Origin of the sequence: Streptomyces sp. NPDC088147 (assembly GCF_044741565.1) — a bacterium.
In the GTDB taxonomy this organism is placed as follows: Bacteria; Actinomycetota; Actinomycetes; order Streptomycetales; family Streptomycetaceae; genus Streptomyces.
Window position 1 is genome coordinate 56,151 of the sequence record NZ_JBIUSY010000012.1, and the last position, 24,097, is coordinate 80,247.

Here is a 24,097-nt window from a genome sequence, read left to right on the forward strand (position 1 = left end):
CGGTGCCGGTCCGCGGCCATTGCCGTCACCTCAAGGTTCCATACGGATGGGTCACCCGCATCTCTTCCGGAGGGCGGCCAGTAGAGTGCGGACTCGGTCTTCCCCCAGTTCAGAGGTGTACGGCAGTGAGCCCCGCCCAGCCATCCGCGCCCCCAGGGCCCACCGGGCCCCGCGCTCAGCTGCCGGTGACCGTCGTCGGGATCGGCGCCGACGGCTGGGCGGGGCTGCCCGGCGGCTCGCGGGCCGCGCTGCGCGAGGCGGACGTCCTCATCGGCGGCCCCCGGCAACTGGCCCTGCTCCCCGGGGAGTGCGCGGGCGAGCGGGTGCCGTGGCCGTCGCCGCTGCGGCCCGCCGTTCCCGGACTGCTGGCCGCCCACGCCGGGCGCCGGGTCGCCGTACTGGCGAGCGGGGACCCGATGTTCCACGGGATCGGGCGGACCCTGTCCGAGGTCCTGTCCGTGACCCTCGGCGCCGACGCCCAGCGGGCCGGGGTGCTGCGCGTGCTGCCGCATCCGTCGTCCGTCTCGTACGCGTGCGCCCGGCTCGGCTGGCCGGTGGAGGACACGGAGGTGGTCACACTCGTCGGCCGCCCCGCCGAGCGACTCTCCGCCGCCCTGTACGACGGCCGTCGGGTGCTCGTGCTCAGCGCGGGGGCGGCGACCCCGGCCGAGGTGGCCGCGCTGCTGAGGGACCGGGGTTTCGGACCGAGCCGTATGCATGTCCTCGAACAACTCGGCGGCGGAGAACGGGAACGGCGATTCGAGGGCATCGCCCAGGAGTGGGCCGAGCCCGCCGGTGATCCGCTCAATGTCGTGGCGGTCGAGTGCCGCCGCGCGCCCGACGCGCCGCGCCTCGGCGCCGTACCCGGCCTGCCGGACACCGCGTACGAGCACGACGGCCAGCTCACCAAGCGGCATGTGCGCGCCGCGACCCTGGCCGCGCTCGCGCCCGCGCCCGGCGAACTGCTCTGGGACATCGGCGGCGGGTCGGGCTCGATCGCCGTCGAGTGGATGCGTACGCACCGGTCCTGCCGCGCCGTCTCGGTCGAGCGCGATCCGGCGCGGGCGGAACGTATCGGCCGCAACGCGCGGGCGCTCGGCGTCCCCGGGCTGCGCGTCGTCACCGGCGGGGCGCCCGGCGCGCTGGCCGGACTGCCGGTGCCCGACGCGGTGTTCATCGGCGGCGGGCTGACCGTACCGGGGCTGCTGGAGAGCTGCTGGGACGCGCTGCCCGCGGGGGGCAGGCTGGTCGCGAACACGGTGACGCTGGAGTCCGAGGCGTTGCTGGCCGAGTGGTACCGCCGCCTGGGCGGGGAACTCGTACGGCTGGCGGTCGCGCACGCCGTTCCGGTGGGCGGTTTCACCGGGTGGCGGCAGGCCATGCCGGTCACTCAGTGGGCGGTCACGAAGGACCGGCCGCCACGGGTCCCCACAACAGGAGTTCCCTCGGCGGGGATTTCGTCAGCAGGACTCCCCGCGGCGGGGGTTCCGTCAGCGGGAGTTCCTGCGGCTGGACTCCCCGCGGCTGGACTCCCTGCGGCAGGAGTCCCCTCAGCAGGAGTTCCCTCAGCAGGAGTTCCCTCGGCAGGAGAAGAACGATGACGGTGTACTTCATCGGCGCCGGTCCCGGCGCCGCCGATCTGATCACGGTGCGCGGCGCCCGCAGGCTGGCCGCCTGCCGGGTGTGTCTGTACGCGGGCAGCCTCGTGCCGCGCGAACTGCTGGCCGAGTGCCCGCCCGGCGCGCGCCTGGTCGACACCGCGCAGATGGACCTGGACGGAATCACGGCCGAGCTGGTCCGGGCGCACGAGGAGGGCCACGACGTCGCCCGGCTGCACTCCGGCGACCCGTCGGTCTTCAGCGCCGTCGCCGAGCAGATGCGCCGGCTGGACGCGGCGGGCGTGCCGTACGAAGTGGTGCCGGGCGTACCGGCGTTCGCGGCGGCGGCTGCCGCGCTGAAGCGTGAGCTGACCATCCCGACGGTGGGCCAGACGGTGATCCTCACGCGGATCGCCCAGCGCGCCACCCCGATGCCGGAGGGCGAGGACCTGGCGACCCTCGGCCGGAGCGGCGCGCTGCTCGTCCTGCACCTGGCCGCGCGGTATGTGGACCGGGTGGTGGCCGAACTGCTGCCGCATTATGGGGCGGACTGCCCGGCCGCGGTGGTGGCGATGGCCAGCCGCCCGGACGAACTGGTGCTGCGCGGCACGCTGGACGACATCGCCGGCCAGGTGAAGGCGGCGGGAGTGGTGCGGACGGCGGTCATCATGGTCGGCCGGACGCTGGGCGCGGAGCAGTTCCGCGACAGCCACCTGTACTCGGCCGGCAGGGAGCGCCCGCACACTTCGCGGCCGTAGGTCCTGTCAGGTCCTGACGGGTCCTGTCGGGTCCTGTCGGGTCCGGTCAGGCACTTTGGGCACTTCAGGCGCTTCGGCCCTGCTCGGCCCCCTTCTTTTTCGTCGCGGTCATGTCACATCTTCCCCACGCGTTCGACCCGGGGCTCCACGTGAGCTGCGTCCGCGCGCCATACTGAGAGGGCAATCGAACATTCAATAAAGCCTCAATAAACTGCCAAGTCGTACAAGGGAGTTGGGTGTACGTGGTCGAGATACCGAGTACGCCCGAGCCGCTCGCCGCCGCGGTGCTCAGGGTCCGGTATCCCGACGGTACGGCTGTCGGCGTCGGCTTTCTCGTGACCGGGGAACTGGCCGTCACCTGCGCCCATGTCGTCGCCTCCGCGCTCGGGCTGGACGAGGACGAGCGCCCGGCCCCCGGGGCGACCGTCGAGGTGGACCTGCCGCTCGGCCCCGTGGACAGCCCGACGGGCGGTCGGGGGGACGGCCGGGAGGATGGCCGGGCGGGCGGTCCGGCGGGCGGTCCCGTGGTCGTTCCCGCGGCGGTGGAGTACTGGCCCGACGGCGGCCCGTCCGGGGCCCGGGACATCGCCGTACTGCGCCTGCGGTCCGCCATCCCCGGCTCCGTACCGCTGCGCATGGCCGAGGCGGACGACGTATGGGGACACCCCGTGCGGACCTTCGGCTTCCCGGCCCGTCACGACGACGGGGTGTGGCACGCGGGGGTCCTGCGGGCGCGGCAGGGGGCCGGCTGGCTCCAGTTCGAGCGGGCGGCGGGCAGCAACCACGCGATCAGCCGGGGCTTCAGCGGAGCACCGGTGTGGGACGAGCGGCTGGGCGCCGTGGTCGGCATGGTGGTCGCCGCCGATCCCCGGCAGCCGTCCGCCTTTCTCATCCCGACCGCGGAACTGCTGCTCGCCGTACCGTCGTTGCGGGAGGTGGTGCTGCCGCCCTCGCCGTTCCGTGGTCTGTCGGCGTTCCAGGAGGCGGACAGCGAGGTCTTCCACGGCAGGGACGAGGAGAGCGCCGAGGTCGCCGCGCTGGTCACCGAGCACGCGGTGGTCACCGTCTTCGGCCCGTCGGGTTGCGGGAAGTCGTCGCTGGTGCGGGCGGGTGTGGTGCCCCGGCTGAGGAAGGCCGGATACGCCGTGGTCGTCGTACGGCCGGGTGGTCCGTCCGGTCTGCTCGGTGCTCTCGCCATGGAGCTGACGCGGCTCACCCAGCCGGGACTGACGGGGAGCGCGCAGCGCGAGGAGAGCCGGGTGGTGGAGGCGGAGCTCTCCGTGCACGGCTGGGGGGAGATCCTGGCGCAGCTGACGGACGCGGGCGCGGGTCCGGGGCCGGGTACGGGTGGAGGTCCGGGCGCGGGTACGGGTACGGGTACGGGCAGAGGCCGAGGTCCGGGTACGGGTGGAGGTCCAGGTACGGGCGGAGGCGCGGGTGCGGTCACGCGGCGCGCTCGTGGGGCGCGTGGTCTCCGCGGTCTCGTCGTGGTCGTCGACCAGCTGGAGGAACTCCTCGACAACTGCCCCGCCGCCAGGACCGCCGCCGAGGCCGTCGCCGCGCTCTTCCCCGAACACCCGCCGTCGGGGCTGCGCGTGCTGTCGACCCTCCGCGCCGACTTCCTGGAAGCCGTCAGCGCGCGGCCCGGTCTGGAACGCGCCCTGCGGGGCAAGTCCCTCCTCCTGCCCGCGATGTCCGCGGAACAGGTGCGGCAGGCGGTGGTCCTGCCGGTCCGGGCGATCGCGTCCGTCGCGTACGCGGACGGCCTGGAGCAGCGCATTCTCGCCGACTGCGGCGACGCGCACGGCGTACTGCCGCTCCTGGAGTTCACCCTCGACCAGCTGTGGGAGCGGCAGCGGGGCGGTCTGCTCACCCACCGGGCGTACGAGGAACTCGGCGGCGTCAGCGGCGCGCTGGCCGAGCGGGCCGAGACCGTATGGCGGCGCGCGGCGGGGGAGGCCGACGGGGCCGGCCGGACGGACGGGACCGACGAGGACACGGCGCGGCGGCTGTTCACGCGGCTGGTCCGGCTGCCGCTCGGCGGCCCCGCGGCCACGCGCCGTGTCGTGCCCCGCGCGGAGCTGGACGGGCCGGAGTGGACGGTCGCCCGAGCGCTGGCCAGGGAACGGCTGGTGGTCATCGGCCTCGACGACGAGCGGCGGGAGACCGTCGAGCTGGCCCACGAGGCGCTGATCCGGGCGTGGGACCGGCTCGGCGCGTGGGTGGAACGCGACCGGGACTTCCTCGCCTGGCGGGAAGGTCTCCGGCACGACCGCGAACGCTGGGAGGCGGCCGGCCGCGTGCCGGATCTGCTGCCCGCCGCGCCGGCCCTGGAGGCGGCGCGCCGCTGGGAGCGCGAGCGCGGCGAGGACCTGAGCGAGGCCGACGCCGACTTCCTGCGCCGGGGGCGCGACCGGTCGCGGACGAGAACCCTGCGCAGACGCGGGCTGTTCACCGGCCTCGGTACCGTACTGGCGCTGGCGGCGGTGCTCGGCTCGCTCTTCGTGTACCAGACGGGTGTCACGGAGGAGCGCGCCGCCGAGGCGGACTCCCGCTCCATGGCGGCGACTTCGACGGATCTGCGCGCCACCGACCCGGCGCTGTCGGCGCTGCTCGCGATCTCCGCGTACCGCCGCTCGCCCACGGAATCGGCGCGCGACGCCCTGTTGCAGAGCTACCTCGCGTACGGGCGGGCGCGCTGGCTGATGTCGGGGACGCCGGGCAGGGTGCGTGAGGTCGCGGCCAGCGAGGACGGCCGCGTCGTGCTGGCGACGACCGAGCTGGGGCGGGCCACCCTGTTCGTACGGGACGACGACGGGCGGATACGCAGGGCCCACCTTCCGCCGGAAGCGGAGGCGGCCCATCCGGTCGTCGCGCGGGACGGGAAGGGCGCCGGTTACGTCGCGGCCAACGGAAAGCTGCTCTGGTACCGGGTCCGCGCGGAAACGGACACGCTGGTGGCGGACGGCCGGACGATATCCGCGGCCCCGATCGCCTCCACCCGCTTCTCGGCCTTCCGGCAGGCCGCGGTCTCGCCGGACGGGAGCCGGGTGGCCGCCGTCGTCAGCGACGACCTGGTGATCTGGGATCTCGCCAGGGGCACCGTCGTCCGCAGGACCGAGCCTCCGGAGGGCCACGATTTCCTGGCGCTCTGGTTCGGGGCGGACCCGGACACCGTGCTGGCGTACACCGGCGACTCCATGGCGGGCAGGGACTCCACACTCCGCGCGTACGAGGGCTCCCGCCCGCCCCGCACCGTCCTGTCCGGCCTGAACGGGGTGGAAGTGTCCGGCGACGGAACCGCGGTGGTCTTCTGCCGTGGCACCGACGTCTCGGAGAAGGCGCTGTACCGGGTGGTCCGGGTGGCGGACGGCGAGGAGACCGGCCGGTTCGCGAGCGACGGTCCCTGCGTGGAGAGAATGGCGATCGACCGCACGGGCCGGTACATCGCGGTCAGCGATCTCGTGGGCGACGTCATGCGGCTGGCCGACACGAAGGAGCGGAAACCGATCTCCGAGATCGGGGCGCGCGTGGGGGCCGGGGCGACGGACACCGCTCTGGGGAGCCGCCGCCCGTACGGCCGGCTGGTGCGGGAGGACGACGGGTTCTCTCTCCTGGCCTACGACCCGGCCGGCGTGACCGTGACCGGAATGTCCGCCGATGTGCGGGAGTTCCTCTCCGCCGACGGGGACGGCATGGGTACGGCCCTGACACCGGACGGTGCCACGGCCATCAGCAAGTCGCGTGACGCGGAGCTGATACGGACGCACAGCGTGGCCGGGGGATTCACGACGGACGCCACGGCGGACCGGCCGGGCCTGGGAGCGCGGGACAGTCTGAAGGTCAGCGGTGACGGCGCGCTGGTCGCCGATCCGGTGGACTCGGACATCGTCATCCGGGAAGTGCCGTCCCTGCGCGAGGTCAGTGTCGTCAGCCCCGCGGAGATCGGCGAGCCCTCGCTGTTCATGTTCACCGACGACCGGCATCTGCTCGTCACCGTCCACACCACCGTCGAACGCTGGGACGCCAGGAGCGGGCGACGCGTCGACCAGGTCGACCTGGCGGAACTGGACCTGGCGGAGAGCATCGGCGGTACCCCCGTCACCTGGCCGTATCCCAGGGAAGGGCATGTGGCGGTGCTCGGCGACACCTCCCTTCACGTCGTGGACCTCCGCGAGGGGCGCGAGGTGCGGGAACTCCGGGTCGAGATCGGGGAGGACGCGACCGGCCTCCGCATCGACGCCACGGGCCGGTACATGGGGGTCTTCCGCCGGGGCGGCGACTGGGAGCTGTGGCGACTCGACCCGGCCCGCAGGGAACTCGGACCCATGAGCGGCGCCGGGACCGGCGAGTTCGTCGACGGCGAGGGACGCTTCCTGGTGGCGGAGCCGGGAAAGGTGCGGATCTACGAGGTCGGACGCCGCTCCGCCGCGGAGTCCTTCGACTTCGGAACGGCGATGAACGCCACCCCGGGGACGTTCCCGGCCGTCTCGGCGGACGGCTCGACGGTCCTGTACGACGACGAGGGCCAGACGATCCCCGTACGCCTGGACCCCGATGAATGGACCGCCGGACTGTGCGCGGTGACCGGCCGCCGCACCCTCACGGCCGCGGAGCGCGCCGCGGTACCGGCGGAGGTGCCGCCGGGGGCGGTGTGCGAAGACTGAGCGCGGGGGCGGGCGCGGGGCGCCGGGGGAGGCGCGGTCGCGGGGCGCCGCCGTCTATCCGAATCCCGGCGTTGGTCTGGTTCCGCTGAGACGGCCGGCTGTGTGCCGCGGTCGTTCGCGTGGCGACGAGGCCCGCCGTTCCCGCCCGCGACACGGCCCCGCGTCGCACGGTCTGTGCGCGGTCACGCGGGATCGCTGCGGCCCACTATCGTGCCCGCCCTGTCGACGCAGATCACGTCCACCCGCACCGGCGCCCCGCGCAGCACCCGCAGGGCCTCGTCGCGTGCCCGTCTCGCGACCTCGTCGCCCAGTGGCACGTTCCGGGACTGGCACAGGCGGAGTGCCTCCAGGCCCGTGTTGGCCGCTGTCACCTGCTCCGCCAGTGGCGCGTCCGCGCCTGCCGTCAGGGCCAGTCGGGAGAGGAAGGTCTTGTCCACCTGGGAGCGGGCCGAGTGGAGGTCGAGGTGGCCCGCCGCCAGTTTGGAGAGTTTGGCGAAGCCGCCGCAGAGGGTGAGACGGTCGACGGGGTGGCGGCGGAGGTATTTGAGGACAGCGCCCACGAAGTCGCCCATGTCCAGGAGGGCGTCCTCGGGGAGGTCGTAGGCCGCGAGGACCGTCTTCTCGGACGTCGATCCCGTACAGCCCGCCACATGCGTACGGCCCGCCGCGCGGGCCACGTCCACGCCGCGTCTGATCGAGTCGATCCAGGCGGAGCAGGAGTACGGGACGACGATGCCGGTCGTGCCGAGTATGGAGAGCCCGCCCAGGATGCCCAGGCGCGGGTTCCAGGTGGAGCGGGCGATCTCCGCGCCGTTGTCGACGGAGACGGTGATCTCCACATCGCCCGTACCGCCGTGGCGGGCCGCCACCTCCGCCACATGGGCGCGCATCAGCTGGCGCGGGACCGGGTTGATCGCCGGTTCGCCCACGTCCAGGGGGAGTCCGGCGCGGGTGACCGTACCCACACCCGGCCCCGCGCGGAAGACGACCCCCGCGCCCGGCGGCAGCAGCCGTACGGTCGCACGGATCAGGGCGGCGTGGGTGACGTCGGGGTCGTCGCCCGCGTCCTTGACCACGGCCGCCATGGCCCTGTCGCCGGTGGTCAGAGCCTCCGAGGCGAGGGCGAAGGACGGCGTCTGGCCCCTGGGCAGCGTGATCGTCACCGGGTCCGGGAACTCGCCGGTCAGCAGCGCCGTGTACGCGGCGGTCGTCGCCGCCGTCGCGCACGCGCCGGTCGTCCAGCCCGGCCGGAGACCGGTGTGCTTGAGTTGGGCGGCGCGCCCGCCCTTCCCGCCGTCAGTCATGGAAAGACCCCGTCATGAAAGACCTCGTCACGGAAAGACCCGCCGACGATGAGTGAACCGACCCCGGCCCTGAAGCAGGCCCCGGCCCATGTGCTGATCCTCGGCGGTACGACGGAGTCGCGCCGGCTCGCCGAACGCCTGCACGGCCATGGCCGCCTCCGTGTCACCAGCTCCCTCGCCGGCCGGGTCGCCCGGCCCGTGCCGCCGCCCGGGGACGTACGGATCGGCGGGTTCGGGGGCGCGGAGGGGCTGGCGCGCTGGCTGCGCGAGCATCGCGTGGACGCGCTCATCGACGCCACCCATCCCTTCGCCGACACCATCAGCCACAACGCGGCACATGCCGCCCGGCTCACCCATGTTCCCCTCCTCTCCGTGCGCCGCCCCTCCTGGGTGCCGGTCGCCGGTGACGACTGGCACGCGGTCGGCTCCCTGGCGGAGGCCGCCGGGAAGCTGGCCGCGCTGCGGTGCGCGCGGGTCTTCCTGACCACCGGGCGGATGGGGCTCGCCGCCTTCGCGCACCTCGACGCGGTGTGGTTCCTCGTACGGTCCGTGGACGCCCCGGAACCCCCGTGCCCGGCCCGTACGGAAGTGCTCCTGGACCGGGGGCCGTTCACCCTCGACGGCGAGCGGGAGATCCTGCGCCGCCATCGCGTCGACGTCGTGGTGACGAAGGACAGCGGCGGCGCCGCCACCGCGCCCAAGCTCACGGCCGCCCGCGAGGCGGGGGTACCGGTCGTGGTCGTCCGGCGGCCGGCCGTCCCCGAGGGGGTGTTCTCGGTGGCCACGGTCGAGGACGCGGTGGAGTGGCTGGCTCAGCTTCCCGGGCTCTCGGGGCTCCCGGGGCTCCCCAGGCTCCCGGGGCTTCCGGGGCGCCCTGGGCTTTCCGGGCTCTCCGGGCGCCCGAGGCTTCCCGGGCCCCCTGGGCTGTCCGGGCTCTCCGGGTAGCGGCGCGGCGTCCACACCACCGTCTCGCCCCCGTCCTCGCCCCGCCGCGCGGTCACCGTCCGCGAGGAGCCGACCAGCAGGATCGTCCGCATGTCGACCTGCGCCGGATCGAGATCGGCCAGCCGCACGATCCGTACGCTCTCCTCCGGCCCGCCCACATCGCGGGCGAGGACGACGGGCGTGTCGGGCGCGCGGTGTTCCAGGAGGAGTTCGCGGGCCTTGCCGACCTGCCAGGTCCGGCTGGCGGAACCGGGGTTGTACAGCGCCAGCACCAGGTCCGCGCCCGCCGCCGCGTGCAGCCGCTCCGCGATGACCTCCCACGGCTTGAGCCGGTCGGAGAGCGAGAGCACGGCGTAGTCGTGGCCGAGCGGCGCACCGACCCGCGCCGCGGCGGCGTTGGCGGCGGTCACGCCCGGGAGCACGCGTACGGGCACGTCCCGGTACGGATCGGCGGACGCGGCCTCCAGGACGGCCGTGGCCATCGCGAAGACCCCCGGGTCGCCGCCCGAGACCACGGCCACGCGCCGGCCCCGCCGGGCGAGGTCGAGGGCGAACTCCGCGCGCTCCGACTCCACTTTGTTGTCGGAGCCGTGGCGCCGCTGGCCGGGGCGGACCGGAACTCGGTCCAGATAGGTGGTGTAGCCGACGAGATCCTGGGCGGCGGCGAGCGCGCCGCGCGTCTCGGGCGTGAGCCACAGCGGCCCGGCCGGGCCCGTCCCCACGACCACCACGTCACCGGTCGCCTCGCCGGTCGCGTCAGTGGTCGCGTCAGTGGTCGCTTCGGTGGTCGACTCGGCGGCCGGTTCCTCGGCCGGTTCCTCGGCCGACCCGGGTACGGCACGCGCCGCGACGCGGCTCGGCAGCACCGCCACCGAGAAGTACGGCACCGATTCCGGGTCCATGTCGGCCAGCGCCCCGGTGCGTTCGCCGCTCATCGTGGCGCGCTCGACGTACCGCGCGTCGGCCAGCCGACCCGCCCGCTCGACCGCCCGCCGCACGGTCGGGAACGTACGGCCGAGCTTCATCACCACCGCCGAGTCCGCCGAGGCCAGCCGGGCCGTCAGCTCCTCCTCGGGCAGCGTGCCCGGCAGGACCGTCAGCACCTCCTCGCCCTCGACGAGCGGGGTACCGAGCCGCGCCGCCGCCGCGCTCACGGACGTCACACCGGGGATGACCTCGGTCGGATAACGGTCGGCCAGCCGCTTGTGCATGTGCATGTACGAGCCGTAGAAGAGCGGATCGCCCTCCGCGAGCACCGCGACCGTCCGCCCGGCGTCCAGATGGGCGGCGAGCCGGGCGGCCGACTCGGCGTAGAACTCGTCCATCGCGCCCTGATAGCCGCCGGGGTGGTCGGTGGTCCCGGTGGTGACCGGGTAGACCAGCGGCTCCTCGATGTGATCGGGGCGCAGATGCGCGGCGGCGATGGACCGGGCTATGGACCGGCCGTGGCGGGCGCTGTGATACGCGATCACCTCGGCCTCGGCGATGACCTGTACGGCCCGTACGGTCATCAGGGACGGGTCTCCCGGCCCCAGACCGACCCCGTACAGCCGGCCCACGCCCGAGCCGGCGTCCGCCCGGACTCCTGAGCCCGCGTCCGCCCGGACTTCCGCGTAGGCGTCCGCCCGGATGTCCGAGGCCGCGTCCGCCCGGACTTCCGCGCCCGCGTCCGCGTCCGCCCGGACTTCCGCGCCCGCGTCCGCGTCCGCCCGGACTTCCGCGCCCTGCTCGTCGGTGGTGCTCCGGGCGCTCATTCTTCCTCGCTCGCGATCGCGTTGACGGCCGCGGCGGCGAGGGCGCTGCCGCCGCGCCGTCCCCGTACGACCAGGTGTTCCAGGCCGGAGTGGTGTCCGGCGAGCGCGTCCTTGGACTCGGCCGCGCCGATGAAGCCGACCGGCACGCCGATGACCGCCGCCGGGCGCGGAGCGCCGTCCTCGATCATCTCCAGCAGCCGGAAGAGGGCGGTCGGCGCGTTGCCGACGGCCACCACCGCGCCGTCCATCCGGTCGCGCCACAGCTCCAGCGCGGCGGCGCTGCGTGTCGTCCCCAACTCGGCGGCCAGCGCGGGCACCGACGGATCGGAGAGGGTGCAGACGACCTCGTTGTCCGCGGGCAGCCGCTTGCGGGTGACCCCGCTGGCGACCATCGCCACATCGCACAGCACGGGCGCGCCCGCGCGCAGCGCCTCGCGGGCACGGATCACCACACCGGGGCTGAAGGCGAGGTCCCGGACCAGGTCGACCATGCCGCAGGCGTGGATCATCCGCACCGCGACCTGGGAGACCTCGGCCGGCAGCCCGGTGAGGTCCGCCTCGGCGCGGATCGTGGCGAAGGACTGGCGGTATATCGCCGCGCCGTCCTTCTCGTACTCGAACCCTGTGGGCACTGTGGACACCGTGGTCTTCTCGCTCATCTCGTCGAACTCGTCAAAGGGGTCGTACGTGCCGCCGCAACCGCGTCGGCGAGTTCCGGTCCTGTGGCGGTGGCGTTCGGGGTGGTGTCCGGGGCCTCTCCCTGTACGGAGATGTCGTAGCGGCCTTCGCCCGTCGCGACCACATCCACCCACCGGCCGCCCTGCGGATGGCCGCAGCGGCGCGCGCATCCGGACCAGTGGACGGGCAGTCCGCCCGAGCCACGGGACACGGCCGCCGCCGCGTCGGACCGTACGTCCGCCAGCGCCTTCGCGCAGCCGGGCCGGCCGGTGCAGGCGCCGACGCCGTGCCAGGGGGAGCCGGGGCCGGTGATCAGCCCGGCCGTACGGAGCCGGTCCAGGGTCGCACCGGCCGCGGCCGGAGCCACCCCCGGCACGATCACTCCGCGCCATGGGGTCACGCGCAGCGGTCCGTTCGCCGCCGCCGCGAGCAGCCGCCACTGCGCCGCGGTCAGCCGGCCGAGGCGGGCGTGGACGGAGAGGGCCGTGGTCCCGTCGGGCGACGGTACGAGGCCCGGAACGGGACCTGGGGGGACGGGGCTTGGGTGGCCGGGGCTTGCGAGGACGGGGCTCGGGACCGGGCCTGGGAGGACGGGGCTCGGGAGGCCGGGGCTCGGAACGGGAAGCTCCTGTTCTGGCCTTGATCCCGGACCTGGCCCCCGACCCGGGTCCGGCCCCGGATCTGCTCCCGGACCCGGCCCCGGGCCCGGACCTGCTCCCGGAACCGGCCCCGGGCCCGGATCTTCTCCCGATCCCAGACCCGCCGCCTCCGCCACGTACTCCGTCCCGATCCCGGCGTCCGTCAGCCCCGCCCGTACCGCCGCCTCCAGCTCCCGGCCGTACTCGGCGGGCAGTTCCCGTACCCGCCACGCCCCCGAACCACTCGCCTCCGCGACCGTGAGGAACGTCTCCCCCGCCAACAGGGCCGCGCGCGGGGCGTCCTCGGGGGTCACACGCAGGCCCGACCCGTTTGCCCCGATACGTACGACAACCGACCCGTCCCCGCGTGCGAGCAACGTCACATCGGCGCCGAGGCCCGCCACATCGCCGCGTCCGTCGTCCAGCGCGAAGAGGAACCGCCCGGAGAGCGCCGCCGCCCGTGGGCTCGCGCACAGCAGTCCGTCCAGCTCGCGTGCCCACAACTGGACGTCTGCGGAAGGGAGTTCGTCGAGTCCGGCCAGCGGTGACGCCACGATGTTCCGTACCCGCTCGTGGCTCTCCGAGGGCAGCAGCCCGGCCTCGTGCAGCAGTCCGGCCAGTTCCGCGCCGCAGTTCCCGCCCAGGCCGCGCAGTTGCACATTGCCCCGGGAGGTGAGGTCCAGATGTCCGTCGCCCAGCCGCTCCGCCGCGTCCGCCAGTGCCTCTGCCTGACGGATCGTCAGGAGCCCGGCGGGCAGCCGCAACCGGGCCAGCCGGCCGTCGTCCGCGGTGTGCAGCCGCAGTGCGCCGGGGCAGGCGTCGCCGCGCTCCCGCTGTGGGGCCCGTACGGACTCCCGTACGGCGGCGCGCGGGGGCGCTTCGTCCCGGTTCACGGGTGTTGGCGAGGTGGGCGGCATGGCGGCGAGCATACCTACGCGGCCACGCCCGCTCCCTTCCCGCCGCCGGGCCGCCCTCGCCGCCCGCCGCTCGCCCGCCGCTCGCCCGCCGCTCGCCCGCCGCTCGCCCACCGCTCGCCCACCGCTCGGCCACCGCGCCGGTCGCCGCCCCGGTCATCCCGCCGGTCACCGCTCCGGCCGCCACCCCGTCCCCGCTCGGTCGTCGCCCGGTCGTCATCCGGCCACGCCCGGCCACCATCCGGCCACGCCCGGCCGCTCCCGCCCCCCTGCCGGCCCGCGTTCCGGGCGCCCTCCCCCACCCGTGACCTCAGCACTTACTATGCAGACGACGGGTCTGCCCAGACCCGTCAACGCCAGCGACGGCGTCATGGGGAGGAAGCCCGGTGCGAACCCGGCGCGGTCCCGCCACTGTGAGTCCGGCAGCAGCCGGACGAGCCAGGAACTCCCGCCGTCCTCCACACCTCGCCCGGGGCGCGGACCCCGAGGAAGGCCAGACGCCGCATGCTTCTGCTCCTGTCGACGTCCGACACCGATCTGCTGAGCGCCCGCGCGGCGAACGCGGCGGGCGGGCCCGTCCCGTACCGCTTCGCCAACCCCGCCCGGCTCGCGCTCGACGAACTGCCCGCGCTGCTCGACGGCGCCGACCTCGTGGTCGTACGGCTCCTCGGCGGGCTGCGCGCCTGGCAGGACGGGATCGACCTGCTGCTCGCGGGCGACTGGCCGGTCGTGGTCCTCACCGGTGAACAGGCCCCCGACGCCCAGCTGATGGAGGCGTCGACCGTCCCCATCGGTATCGCGGCCGAGGCGCACGCCTATCTCGCGCACGGCGGTCCTGCCAACCTGGACCAGCTCGCACGGTTCCTGTCCGACACGGTCCTGCTCACCGGCCACGGCTTCGAGCCGCCCGCCGCCGCGCCCACCTGGGGCCGGGTGCCCCGTCCGGTACGGGCCAAGGCGCTGGGCGCGGACCGGCCGACGGTCGCAGTGCTCTACTACCGCGCACACCACCTCAGCGGGAACACCGCCTTCGTGGACACGCTGTGCGAGGCCGTCGAGGCGGCCGACGCCCGCGCCCTCCCGCTCTACGTCTCCTCCCTGCGCGCGCCCGAGGCCGAGCTGCTGGTGGCCCTGCGCGAGGCCGACGCGATCGTCACGACCGTGCTCGCCGCCGGGGGCACCAAGCCCGCCGAGGCGTCGGCCGGCGGGGACGACGAGGCGTGGGACGCGGGCGCGCTCGCCGCGCTCGACGTACCGATCCTCCAGGCCCTCTGCCTCACCGGCAGCCGCGCCGCCTGGGAGGAGAGCGACGAGGGGCTGTCCCCGCTGGACGCCGCCTCGCAGGTCGCGGTACCGGAGTTCGACGGCCGTCTCATCACCGTCCCGTTCTCCTTCAAGGAGCTGGACCCGGACGGTCTGCCGGTCTACGTCGCCGACCCCGAGCGGGCCGCCCGCGTGGCCGGGATCGCCGTACGCCACGCCAGGCTGCGGTATGTCACGAACGCCGAGAAGCGCGTCGCGCTGGTGCTCTCCGCGTACCCCACCAAGCACTCCCGTATCGGCAACGCCGTCGGTCTCGACACCCCCGCGAGCGCGGTGTCCCTGCTGCGCCGACTGGACGCGGAGGGCTACGACTTCGGCTCCGAACCCGTCCCCGGTCTGGCCTCAGGCGACGGCGACGAGCTGATCCACGCCCTCATCGAGGCCGGCGGCCATGACCAGGAGTGGCTGACCGAGGAGCAGCTCGCCCGTAACCCCGTGCGCATACCGGCCGCCGACTACCGGCGGTGGTACGGCCAACTCCCCGCCGAGCTGCGCGAGTCGGTGGAGCGGCACTGGGGGCCGCCGCCCGGCGAGATGTTCCTCGACCGCAGCCGTGCCGGCGCGGGCGGCGACCCGGACGGCGACATCGTGCTCGCCGCCCTGCGGCGCGGCAATCTGCTGATCCTCATCCAGCCGCCGCGCGGCTTCGGCGAGAACCCCATCGCGATCTACCACGACCCCGATCTGCCGCCCTCGCACCACTACTTGGCGGCCTACCGCTGGATCCAGGCCGCCCGCGAGGACGGCGGCTTCGGCGCCGACGCGATGATCCACCTCGGCAAGCACGGCAATCTGGAGTGGCTGCCCGGCAAGAACGCGGGAATGTCGGCGGCCTGCGCGCCCGACGCCGCGCTCGGCGACCTGCCGCTGATCTATCCGTTCCTGGTCAACGACCCGGGCGAGGGCACACAGGCCAAGCGGCGCGTACACGCCACGCTCGTAGACCATCTCGTACCGCCGATGGCGCGCGCCGAGTCGTACGGCGACATCGCCCGCCTGGAGCAGCTGCTCGACGAGTACGCGGCGATCTCGTCCATGGACCCGGCGAAGCTGCCCGCGATCCGCGCCCAGATCTGGACCCTGATCCAGGCGGCGAAACTCGACCACGACCTGGGGCTCGAGGACCGGCCGGACGACGACGGGTTCGACGACTTCCTGCTCCATGTCGACGGCTGGCTCTGCGAGGTCAAGGACGCGCAGATCCGTGACGGTCTGCATGTGCTCGGCGGCGCGCCGGCCGGTGAGGCGCGCGTCAACCTGGTCCTGGCGATCCTGCGCGCCCGGCAGATCTGGGGCGGCACGGCCTCCCTGCCCGGTCTGCGCGAAGCCCTCGGGCTCGACGAGTCGGCCGCGACCCGTACCGACGCCGACGAGGCCGAGGAGCGGGCCCGTGCGCTCGTCCAGGCGATGGAGGACGCGGGCTGGGACCCGGCGGCGGTGCCGGGCGTGGCCGACGGCCTCCCGGCGGGGGTCGCGGCGATCCTCGGCTTCGCGGCGCGCGAGGTCGTACCGCGCCTCGCGGGCACCGTCGACGAGATCGAGCACGTGGTGCACGCGCTGAGCGGCGGGTTCGTACCGGCGGGCCCGTCGGGGTCGCCGCTGCGCGGCCTGGTCAACGTCCTGCCGACCGGCCGCAACTTCTACTCCGTCGACCCCAAGGCCGTACCGAGCAGGCTCGCCTGGGAGACCGGCCAGGCCCTCGCCGACTCCCTCCTCACCCGCTACCGCACCGACAACGGCGACTGGCCGACCTCCGTCGGACTGTCCCTCTGGGGTACGAGCGCGATGCGCACCTCGGGCGACGACATCGCGGAGGCGCTCGCGCTGCTGGGCGTCCGCCCGGTGTGGGACGACGCGTCGCGCCGGGTGACGGGCCTGGAGGCGATCCCCCTCACCGAACTCGGCCGCCCGCGCGTCGACGTCACCCTGCGCATCAGCGGCTTCTTCCGTGACGCGTTCCCGCACGCCATCGGGCTGCTGGACGACGCGGTACGGCTCGCCGCCTCGCTGGACGAGCCCGCCGACGCCAACTTCATCCGCGCCCACGCCCAGGCGGACCTGGCCGAGCACGGCGACGAACGCCGCGCCACGACCCGTATCTTCGGCTCCCGGCCCGGTACGTACGGCGCGGGCATCCTCCAGCTCATCGACAGCCGCGACTGGCGCACGGACGCGGACCTCGCCGAGGTCTACACGGTGTGGGGCGGCTACGCGTACGGCCGGGAACTCGACGGCCGCCCCGCGCGCGACGAGATGGAGACCGCGTACAAGCGCATCGCGGTGGCCGCCAAGAACACCGACACCCGCGAGCACGACATCGCGGACTCGGACGACTACTTCCAGTACCACGGCGGCATGGTCGCCACCGTCCGCGCGCTCAAGGGCACCGCCCCCGAGGCGTACATCGGCGACTCGACCCGCCCCGAGACGGTCCGTACGCGCACGCTGGTCGAGGAGACGTCACGGGTCTTCCGCGCCCGCGTGGTCAACCCCCGCTGGATCGAGGCGATGCGCCGCCACGGCTACAAGGGCGCCTTCGAACTGGCCGCGACGGTCGACTACCTCTTCGGGTACGACGCGACGACGGGCGTGGTCGCGGACTGGATGTACGACAAGCTCACGGAGACGTACGTCCTGGACCCGGAGAACCGCGAGTTCCTCCAGGAGGCCAACCCCTGGGCCCTGCACGGCATCGCGGAACGGCTGCTGGAGGCGGAGTCGCGCGGAATGTGGGCGAAGCCGGACCCGGCGGTGCTGGACGCGCTGCGGGCGGTGTTCCTGGAGACCGAGGGGGAGCTGGAGGGAGAGGACTGAGCCCGGCCCGGGGGCCCGGCCGCCGGGCGGCAGCCGGGCGGCTGCCACTCGGCCGTCTCGTCCCCGTCTCTCGTCCCCTCTCATCCCCGTCTCTCGTCCGTGTCAGTCGTCCCCCTCAGTCGGGCGAGGGCCTCTCGAACCGCCTCATCCGGTCCAGGACGCGATCCGCGCTCGGCGCGGCCAGCTCGTCGACGACACGTCCGTCCGCGAGGAACACCACACGGTCCGCGTAGGCGGCGGCCGAAGGGTCATGGGTGACCATGACGATGGTCTGGCCCAGCTGCCGGACCAGGGACCGGAGCAGGACGAGCACCTCGGCACCCGAGCGGGTGTCGAGGTTCCCCGTCGGCTCGTCGGCGAAGATGATCTCCGGCCGGCCGGCCAGCGCGCGGGCACAGGCCACCCGTTGCTGCTGGCCCCCCGAGAGCTGGGGCGGGCGGTGCGTGAGCCGGTCGGAGAGGCCGAGAGCGGCGATCACCTGGTCCAGCCACTGCCGGTCCGGGTGCTTTCCCGCGATGCCCAGCGGGAGGGTGATGTTCTCCGCGACCGTCAGGGTCGGCAGCAGATGGAACGCCTGGAAGATGAAGCCGATCCTGTCCCGCCGCAACCGGGTCAGGCTCCGGTCGGAGAGCGCCGCGAGATCCGAGTCACCGATCCACGCCTGTCCCGAGGACGGCGTGTCCAGCCCGGCCAGACACTGCATCAGCGTGGACTTGCCCGAGCCCGACGGGCCCATGATGGCGGTGAAACGTCCTTGGTGGAACGCGACGGTGACGCCGTCGAGCGCCGTGACCTGCTGCGGTCCGCTGCCGTGCACCTTGGTGAGGCCGACAGCGGACGCGGCGGGAACGAGCGGACGGGGCGGGTCCACGGCGCCGAACCGGGAACGGTGCGAGGTCATGCGCGACTCCTGGGCGTCAGGCCGGTACGGAGGGAGAGGAGAGCGAGGACACGGGCGCTCAGCGCGCGTGCGGCCGAGGCTTGCCTGCCGCCGTGGCGGACTCTCCGCAGAACAGCGGCCGGAACGGTCCGCCCGGTCTCTGCCCGCCCGGTCTCCGCCTCATGGGGTGCTCCTCCTCATGTCGTTCTTCTCGCGAACTGCCGCTGGATACCGGACAGCGGATGCGACGCCATCGCCGAGGGGGCGGCGACCGCCGCGACCGAGGCCACCAGGACGCCCACCGTCCAGGGCACGTCGAAGGCCGGCAGCGCCCCGGCGCTCAGGGCCGCGGCCAGCGGGACCAGACAGGCCAGCGCGGTGACGGCGGCCAGGGCGATACCGACCACCGCCGCCCCCAGGACCTCGTACAGCACACAGCGCAGCAGCTGGAAGCGGCCCAGGCCCATCGCGCGCAGATGGGCGCGCTGGGCGTGCCGGTCGCGCTGGGCGAGTGCGCAGGTGTTGGCCGCGGCCAGCAGCGCGTATCCCGAGACCACGGCGACGATCAGCCGGACGGCGAGGTCGTCCGCCGGATCGCGGGGGTCGAGGCCGTCGAGGTACGCGGCCCGGGAGGCCACCTGCCGGCCGTCCTCCGCCGGCCACGAGGCCACGGCCCCGGTCAGCAGGATCTGCTCGGCGTACGGGGACGCCGTGTGTGCCAGGGCGGTGGAGCGGGGGAGTACGAACTCGGGGAAGGCCAGATCGCGTTCGTAGACGGCGGCGAGGGTCAGCGTCCGCGCGGTGCCGTCGGCGAGCGCGAGCCGGACCCGCTGGCCCGGCCTCCAGTGATGTCCCTCGGCCTGGGTCGCCCCGGCGGCGAACGTCCCCTCCTTGAGATCGGCCAGACGGCCCTGCCGCACACCGAGGTCCAGGACCTTCGCCAGCGACGAGCCGTCCGCTCCCCACGCCCGCGCCGGCCCCGGCCGGTCGTCGAAGCCGGTGGGCGGCGGGGTGACTTCCGTGGCGATGAGCGGGGTCGCGGAAACGCCCGCGGGGGACACGGCGGTGACGGGGAGCCGGCTTCCGGGTTCCGCCGTGACCACCCCGTCGGCCCGTAACCCGTCCTCCGTCTGACGCTGGATCGCCTGGCCCATGGTGGCTCCCGCGCCGAGCAGACAGACCGCGACGCCCACCGCCAGCAGCACGGGGACCGCGACGGCGGTGGTGCGCGCGGGGGCCGCCCGCATTCCGGCGGCGGCGATACGGCCGACGCGCCGGTCCAGTACGCGCAGCGCCACCCGTACCGGCCAGGTCAGCGGCGGGACGGCCCAGGGCGCGAGCACGGCGAGTGTGGGGATGACCATCAGGGCCAGGCCCGGCGCGACGGCCGCCCGTAAGGTCCCGGGGAGGTCCATGAAGGCCATGACGAACAGCAGGGGAAGACAGAGAAGGCCCGCCATGGCCAGCCCGGTGAGCAGCCGGGCCCGGCTGCGGGCCGTCGGGGCCGCGGGAAGCTCCGGATCCCTCAGCAGATCCATCGCGCTGACCCGGCCGGCCGCGAGCACACTGGCCAGAGCCGCCAGTACGGCGACGGCGCCGGTGGCGAGACAGACACCGATCCCCGTCGCCCAGATCTGATCACCACCGGGCAGGGGGGCACTCGCGGGAAACAGCTCGCGCTCCACGAGCGCCCCGCGCCCGAGCCGCGCCAGCGGCACCATCCCCAGCGCGGCCCCCACGGCGGCGGAGAGGACGGCCAGCCGCGCCACATCGGCGGCGACCATGCGCCGCAGATGCCCCGCCGTCACCCCCAGCGCCCGCAGAACGGCGAACTGTCCCAAGCGCTGCCCGGTCCACAGCGAGACGGTGGAACCGGTCACCACCACCGCGCACATGAGCAGCATCGACAGCAGCAGCGACAGTACGTTCCGGGCGTCGAGCGCGGCGGCGGCGGCCGGGGAGTTCTCGGGAAAGTCGGGCCTGCTCGCACCGATGAGCAGCAGGACACAGGCGCCCACCCCGGCCGCCGTCACGGCGCACGCCAGCGCGGCGCCGGCCACCCGGGCCGGGTGGGCACGGATCTCGGAGAGGAAGAGTCGGCGGGTGCTGGTGGGGCCGAGGGGAGTAGGAGGCTTTCGGGACGTCAAGGACACGTGTTCCGGCCCTCCCCGGCGGGGAGAACGGGCTGAGCAAGTCCGGGGAGGCCGCCTGGGCCGTGTCCGTGAAGTCTCGACTGGCCTGCGACGCCCGCGGCCGGGCTCGCCCTTCGGGCGGGTGGCGCTCCGTTGAAGACAGCCCCTGGAATCGCGGCGACCAACAGCCCGCACATGCCTCCGCGTAATCGCGTCTGCCACTGCTCCGTCACGGCGAGCAAGGCTAATCGCCGTCATCCGCCGGGGGCATCCAACCGCGCCTTTCAGCCACGCAGTTGGCGGGGCGGCGGGGGCCGGGGCGGCGGGGGCCGGGGCGGGATGGCGCGCGTTCGTCCCGGCCCCGGGACGGACACGCGCCGTTCCGCTGTGCGCGTGCCCCGGCCGGCGTCCTCCGGACCCGTCCGTCAGGTGGGGATGGGCTTGGTCTTGGTGCAGTTCTTCCACTCGACCCAGGGCCGGGCGCCGCCGTTCTTGGGGCCGGTGGCGTAGGTGGGGTCGCCGGTGATCGTCTGGTTCTTCTCCTCGTGGGTGATGTCGATGCCGAAGAGTTTGAAGCCGAGCGAGAACTGTCCGGCGGAGATGCCGAAGCCGATGCCGAGTGAGGCGTTCCACCAGTCGGTGTTGGCGTTGTAGTCGAGCCGGCTGAGCTTTCCCTTGTTGTGCAGGAGGTGTTCGAGGGGGCTGGCGTCGTCGTCCGGTACCTCGGCGGCGTCGGAGGGGGAGGGGAGCGGGTTGCTGGCGGGGTCGTCGCCGCGTCCGCGCAGCCAGTCCTCGACGGTGGTGCTGTCGGCGTCGTTGTCGAGGATGAGCTCCGCCGTCTCGGTGTGTATCTGCGATTCGGTGGAACCGCCGCCACCGCCGACATCGATGGTGACGGGACCGGCGTTGGCGCCCGCCTCGACCTTGACGCCGCCGCCATCCCCGGCTTCCTGGCTGGTGGTGATGACCAGTTTCTCCGGGTGGTGCGGGTCGTCGTTCTTCTCCTCCTCGTCGTAGGCCGCCGCGTCGTAGGTGACCGCGACCTGTTGCATCCTCTCGCCCGTGGCGACGCCGCCCGCGCCCGCCGAGCCCTTGACAGTGAAGGTGTAGATGAAGGTGATCTTCCCGGCGTTGACACCGGTGTTGGTGCGCATGACCACGACGTCCTCGGTCATGGTGCCGTTGAGCACTTCGCCGGAGATCTTGCCGAGGTCCTTGGGGCCGTCGCTCTTCCCGGCGTCCTTGCCGCCCTTGCCGTTGCTCTTGAACTTCCCGCCGAAGCTCACGTTGCCGGACGCCTCGGTGGAGGTCTTGGTGATGTCGACGTCGGGCGCCTTCTCCGGTTCGAGGTCGGGCTTCTTCTTGCCCGCGTGGTAGCCGCAGATCATCCCCAGCTCGGAGGAGCGCGGACCGGCGGGCCTGCTGTTGCACTCGTCCTGCGCCTTGAGGTATTCGGTGAACTGCTGGGCGTCTTCGAGGTTGGCCGCCAGATCCGCCTGGGGATCGCCGCTCTTGTTCCCGTTGAAGAGCCACTGGCCACCGCTGCCGCTGCCCGCCAGGTAGGTGCCGCTGAGCTTGGCGCTGCCGCCCCAGTCCTTCAGCCCGGGGATGCCGGCGGAGATGCTCGCCGTGACCCCGCCCCCGACCTCGGTCACGCGCTCCAGGGTGACGGTGCCGTCGGACCACTGCTGGAGCTTGACCGTCTCCGAGCTGCTGATCTTGATGAAGAGGATCTGGATGACGACGGTGGTCTTGGTCTGATCCTGGGACAGCAGACACCGCGCGGGCTCGAACGGGTCACCGTTGGGCACGAAGGGATCGCCGGGACCCCCGCCTCCGCCGGTGTCGCCCCCGTCGCCGCCGTTACCGTCGCCCGCGTAATCGCCGGAGGAGCACGCCTCGGCTCCGCTCAGCGGGTGAAGTATTCGGCACACCGCGCTCTTCAGCCCGGTCGCCTCGTCGGCGGGCACGCTCAGCCCGACGATCGCCGCCACGACCAGGGACACCACCCCGACCATCGCGGCGTACTCGGCCCCGCTCTGACCCCGGTCGCGCCGCGCTCTGTCGACCAGCCCGTGGTTGTGCCGGTGCCATCTGCGCAACCTGTCGGCGCCCGTCATCAGTTCTCCTCGCCCACGCCGTCCCCGAACCCCCCGAGCGAGAGCAGCGTATGGATGGGTCCGGGCCCAAACGCAGGGTCCCCGGGCCCACTTGAGGGGCCCACTCCGAGAGCCGCGCACCCCCTCCTACCTGCGAAAAGTGGCGCCCGCCGCACTGTTGGATGAACTCTGCGGGGACGCCGTACGTCTTCCGTGCCGACGGCGTCTCGTAGCCGCCGATGCCCTCCCGGCCGTTAGGGTCGGGGGCATGACCACGGGAGAGCGCGTTGTTGCTGCGGGCGCGCGAGCGCGCCGATGAGCGAGCAAGCGAAGAAGCCGTTCCTGTACGTCGTCGTGTGCGCGGCCGGCATCGCCGGCGACGTCGCCAACCTGATCACGGCTGCCCAGGAGGCGCATTGGGACGTGGGCGTCATCGCCACCCCGCAGGGCCTGGGTTTCATCGACGCGGCGGCCATCGAGGCTCAGACCGGCTACCCCATCCGCTCGGCCTGGCGCAGCCCCGGCGATCCTCGCCCGCTACCGCCCCCGGACGCCATCGCGGTCGCGCCGGCCACGTTCAACACGATCAACAAGTGGGCCGCCGGGATCGCCGACACCCTCGCCCTGGGGATTCTGTGCGAGGCGTACGGACTGGGCATTCCGACCGCGGTCCTCCCGTACGTGAACGCGGCCATGGCCTCTCACCCCGCGTACTCCCGAAGCCTGGAGCAACTGCGGGAGATGGGCGTCCTGATGGGGTCGTACCGCCCCCATGGCCCGAAGGCGTCGAAGCCGGAGGGAGACGCGGACCGGTTTCGCTGGGAGGAGGCGCTGGAACTCCTCGCCCCGGCGATCTCACCCCAGCGCTGATCCCGCAGCTCACCTGCTCACCTCAGCGGCGGGGCCGGGCCAACCGGGGTCGGCTCAGGGCCACACCAGGCAGTACGGCTGGTGCCCCGCCTCATGCAGGCGGTGGCTGAAGTCCTGCCATTCGTGCAGCAGTTGGTAGACGTTGTACGCGTCCCTCGGGCCGCCCCTGTCCGGGACCGTCGACCAGATGAAGGCCGCCGCGCCCACGGATTCCTCGCCGATACCGCGCAGCGGGTCCACCACCGTCATCGGGAGTTTGACCACCGCGTAATCGGGATGCAGCACGACCAGTTCAAGCGGCGGCACTTTGTACAGGGGCATGCCCTGAATGCCCGTGAGGACCATCGCCGCTATCGTCTCGGGCTTGATCTTCGTGAACATGCCGCCCATGCCCAGCTCGTCGCCGCCCAGCTCCTCCGGGCGCATGGAAATGGGCACACGCGCGGCCGTGGCTCCGTCGGGCGCGCCGAAGTATTTGTAGGTCACCCCCACCCGGCCACCACTCCTGCTTTCCGGCGTTGTCGGCGGTTGCTCCCGCGCCTCACGTTCGCGCCGTCGATGCTTTCCACGCCGGGCAGGCTCGGGACCGAGGTCGTCGGTTCCCTCGCCCAGTCCGCCACCGCGATGCATATCTCCACCCGACCACTCGCAGCCATGGCCGCGCAACCCGATCATCGTGACAGTGACCTCCCCCACGAACGTCCGGTGAAACACCTGTCCGCA

At 73.6% G+C, this 24,097-nt stretch carries 13 protein-coding genes, 1 pseudogene and 1 riboswitch; of the genes and pseudogenes, 6 read left to right on the plus strand and 8 right to left on the minus strand.

The window, feature by feature from the left end; all coding sequences use genetic code 11:
- Positions 1-125 precede the first annotated feature (125 nt).
- From cbiE to ACIOGX_RS34710, 3 genes are all read left to right on the plus strand, one after another.
- Positions 126-1,601, plus strand: coding sequence for a precorrin-6y C5,15-methyltransferase (decarboxylating) subunit CbiE (gene cbiE, locus ACIOGX_RS34700; protein ID WP_401918689.1), 1,476 nt, complete (start codon positions 126-128; stop codon positions 1,599-1,601).
- Entirely contained in the window at positions 1,598-2,356 is a 759-nt protein-coding gene (gene cobM / locus ACIOGX_RS34705) for a precorrin-4 C(11)-methyltransferase (protein WP_356516779.1), read from the plus strand. The genes cbiE and cobM overlap by 4 nt, the downstream gene beginning before the upstream one ends.
- 242 nt (positions 2,357-2,598) lie before the next feature.
- Positions 2,599-7,023, plus strand: a complete 4,425-nt coding sequence (locus ACIOGX_RS34710; protein WP_401918691.1) for a hypothetical protein — start codon at positions 2,599-2,601, stop codon at positions 7,021-7,023.
- A 182-nt stretch (positions 7,024-7,205) separates the two neighbouring features.
- Here the strand turns inward: ACIOGX_RS34710 and ACIOGX_RS34715 are convergent, their stop codons facing one another.
- Complete coding sequence (locus ACIOGX_RS34715; protein ID WP_384765951.1) at positions 7,206-8,327, minus strand: cobalt-precorrin-5B (C(1))-methyltransferase; 1,122 nt, start codon at positions 8,325-8,327, stop codon at positions 7,206-7,208.
- A 48-nt stretch (positions 8,328-8,375) separates the two neighbouring features.
- Here ACIOGX_RS34715 and ACIOGX_RS34720 point away from each other — a divergent pair, with 48 nt between their 5' ends.
- On the plus strand, positions 8,376-9,272 hold the full coding sequence (locus ACIOGX_RS34720; RefSeq protein WP_401918693.1) for a cobalt-precorrin-6A reductase: 897 nt from the start codon (positions 8,376-8,378) through the stop codon (positions 9,270-9,272).
- On the opposite strand, the pseudogene ACIOGX_RS34725 reads toward ACIOGX_RS34720, so the two are convergent.
- The 3 genes and pseudogenes from ACIOGX_RS34725 to cobG all read right to left on the minus strand — a co-directional run.
- Positions 9,263-11,026 (minus strand): annotated as a pseudogene (locus ACIOGX_RS34725) (precorrin-2 C(20)-methyltransferase); the annotation flags it as partial. The gene ACIOGX_RS34720 and the pseudogene ACIOGX_RS34725 sit on opposite strands and share 10 nt — an antisense overlap.
- Positions 11,023-11,685 (minus strand): precorrin-8X methylmutase, encoded by a 663-nt coding sequence (locus ACIOGX_RS34730; RefSeq protein WP_356516768.1) that lies wholly within the window; start codon positions 11,683-11,685, stop codon positions 11,023-11,025. The gene ACIOGX_RS34730 and the pseudogene ACIOGX_RS34725, both read right to left, overlap by 4 nt.
- Complete coding sequence (gene cobG, locus ACIOGX_RS34735) at positions 11,682-13,259, minus strand: precorrin-3B synthase (protein WP_401918695.1); 1,578 nt, start codon at positions 13,257-13,259, stop codon at positions 11,682-11,684. Before cobG ends, ACIOGX_RS34730 begins: the two co-directional genes overlap by 4 nt.
- Positions 13,260-13,631: 372 nt before the next feature.
- A riboswitch (cobalamin riboswitch) is annotated at positions 13,632-13,704 on the plus strand.
- Between the two features lie 56 nt (positions 13,705-13,760).
- Here cobG and cobN point away from each other — a divergent pair.
- Positions 13,761-17,393, plus strand: a complete 3,633-nt coding sequence (gene cobN, locus ACIOGX_RS34740; protein ID WP_401918697.1) for a cobaltochelatase subunit CobN — start codon at positions 13,761-13,763, stop codon at positions 17,391-17,393.
- A 115-nt stretch (positions 17,394-17,508) separates the two neighbouring features.
- Here cobN and ACIOGX_RS34745 read toward each other — a convergent pair whose 3' ends face one another.
- The 3 genes from ACIOGX_RS34745 to ACIOGX_RS34755 all read right to left on the minus strand — a co-directional run bounded on the left by ACIOGX_RS34745 (position 17,509) and on the right by ACIOGX_RS34755 (position 22,525).
- Entirely contained in the window at positions 17,509-18,294 is a 786-nt protein-coding gene (locus tag ACIOGX_RS34745) for an ABC transporter ATP-binding protein (protein ID WP_401918699.1), read from the minus strand.
- A gap of 176 nt (positions 18,295-18,470) precedes the next feature.
- Positions 18,471-20,426: an FtsX-like permease family protein gene (locus ACIOGX_RS34750; RefSeq protein WP_401918701.1), complete on the minus strand. Its 1,956-nt coding sequence runs from the start codon at positions 20,424-20,426 to the stop codon at positions 18,471-18,473.
- A gap of 404 nt (positions 20,427-20,830) precedes the next feature.
- Positions 20,831-22,525: a hypothetical protein gene (locus ACIOGX_RS34755; protein ID WP_401918703.1), complete on the minus strand. Its 1,695-nt coding sequence runs from the start codon at positions 22,523-22,525 to the stop codon at positions 20,831-20,833.
- Between the two features lie 294 nt (positions 22,526-22,819).
- On the opposite strand from ACIOGX_RS34755, the gene ACIOGX_RS34760 reads away from it, so the two are divergent.
- Positions 22,820-23,374, plus strand: a complete 555-nt coding sequence (locus ACIOGX_RS34760; RefSeq protein ID WP_401918705.1) for a flavoprotein — start codon at positions 22,820-22,822, stop codon at positions 23,372-23,374.
- 54 nt (positions 23,375-23,428) lie between these two features.
- Here the strand turns inward: ACIOGX_RS34760 and ACIOGX_RS34765 are convergent, their stop codons facing one another.
- A complete protein-coding gene (locus ACIOGX_RS34765) occupies positions 23,429-24,004 on the minus strand; it encodes a hypothetical protein (RefSeq protein ID WP_129773196.1) in 576 nt (191 codons plus the stop codon).
- Between the last annotated feature and the right edge of the window lie 93 nt (positions 24,005-24,097).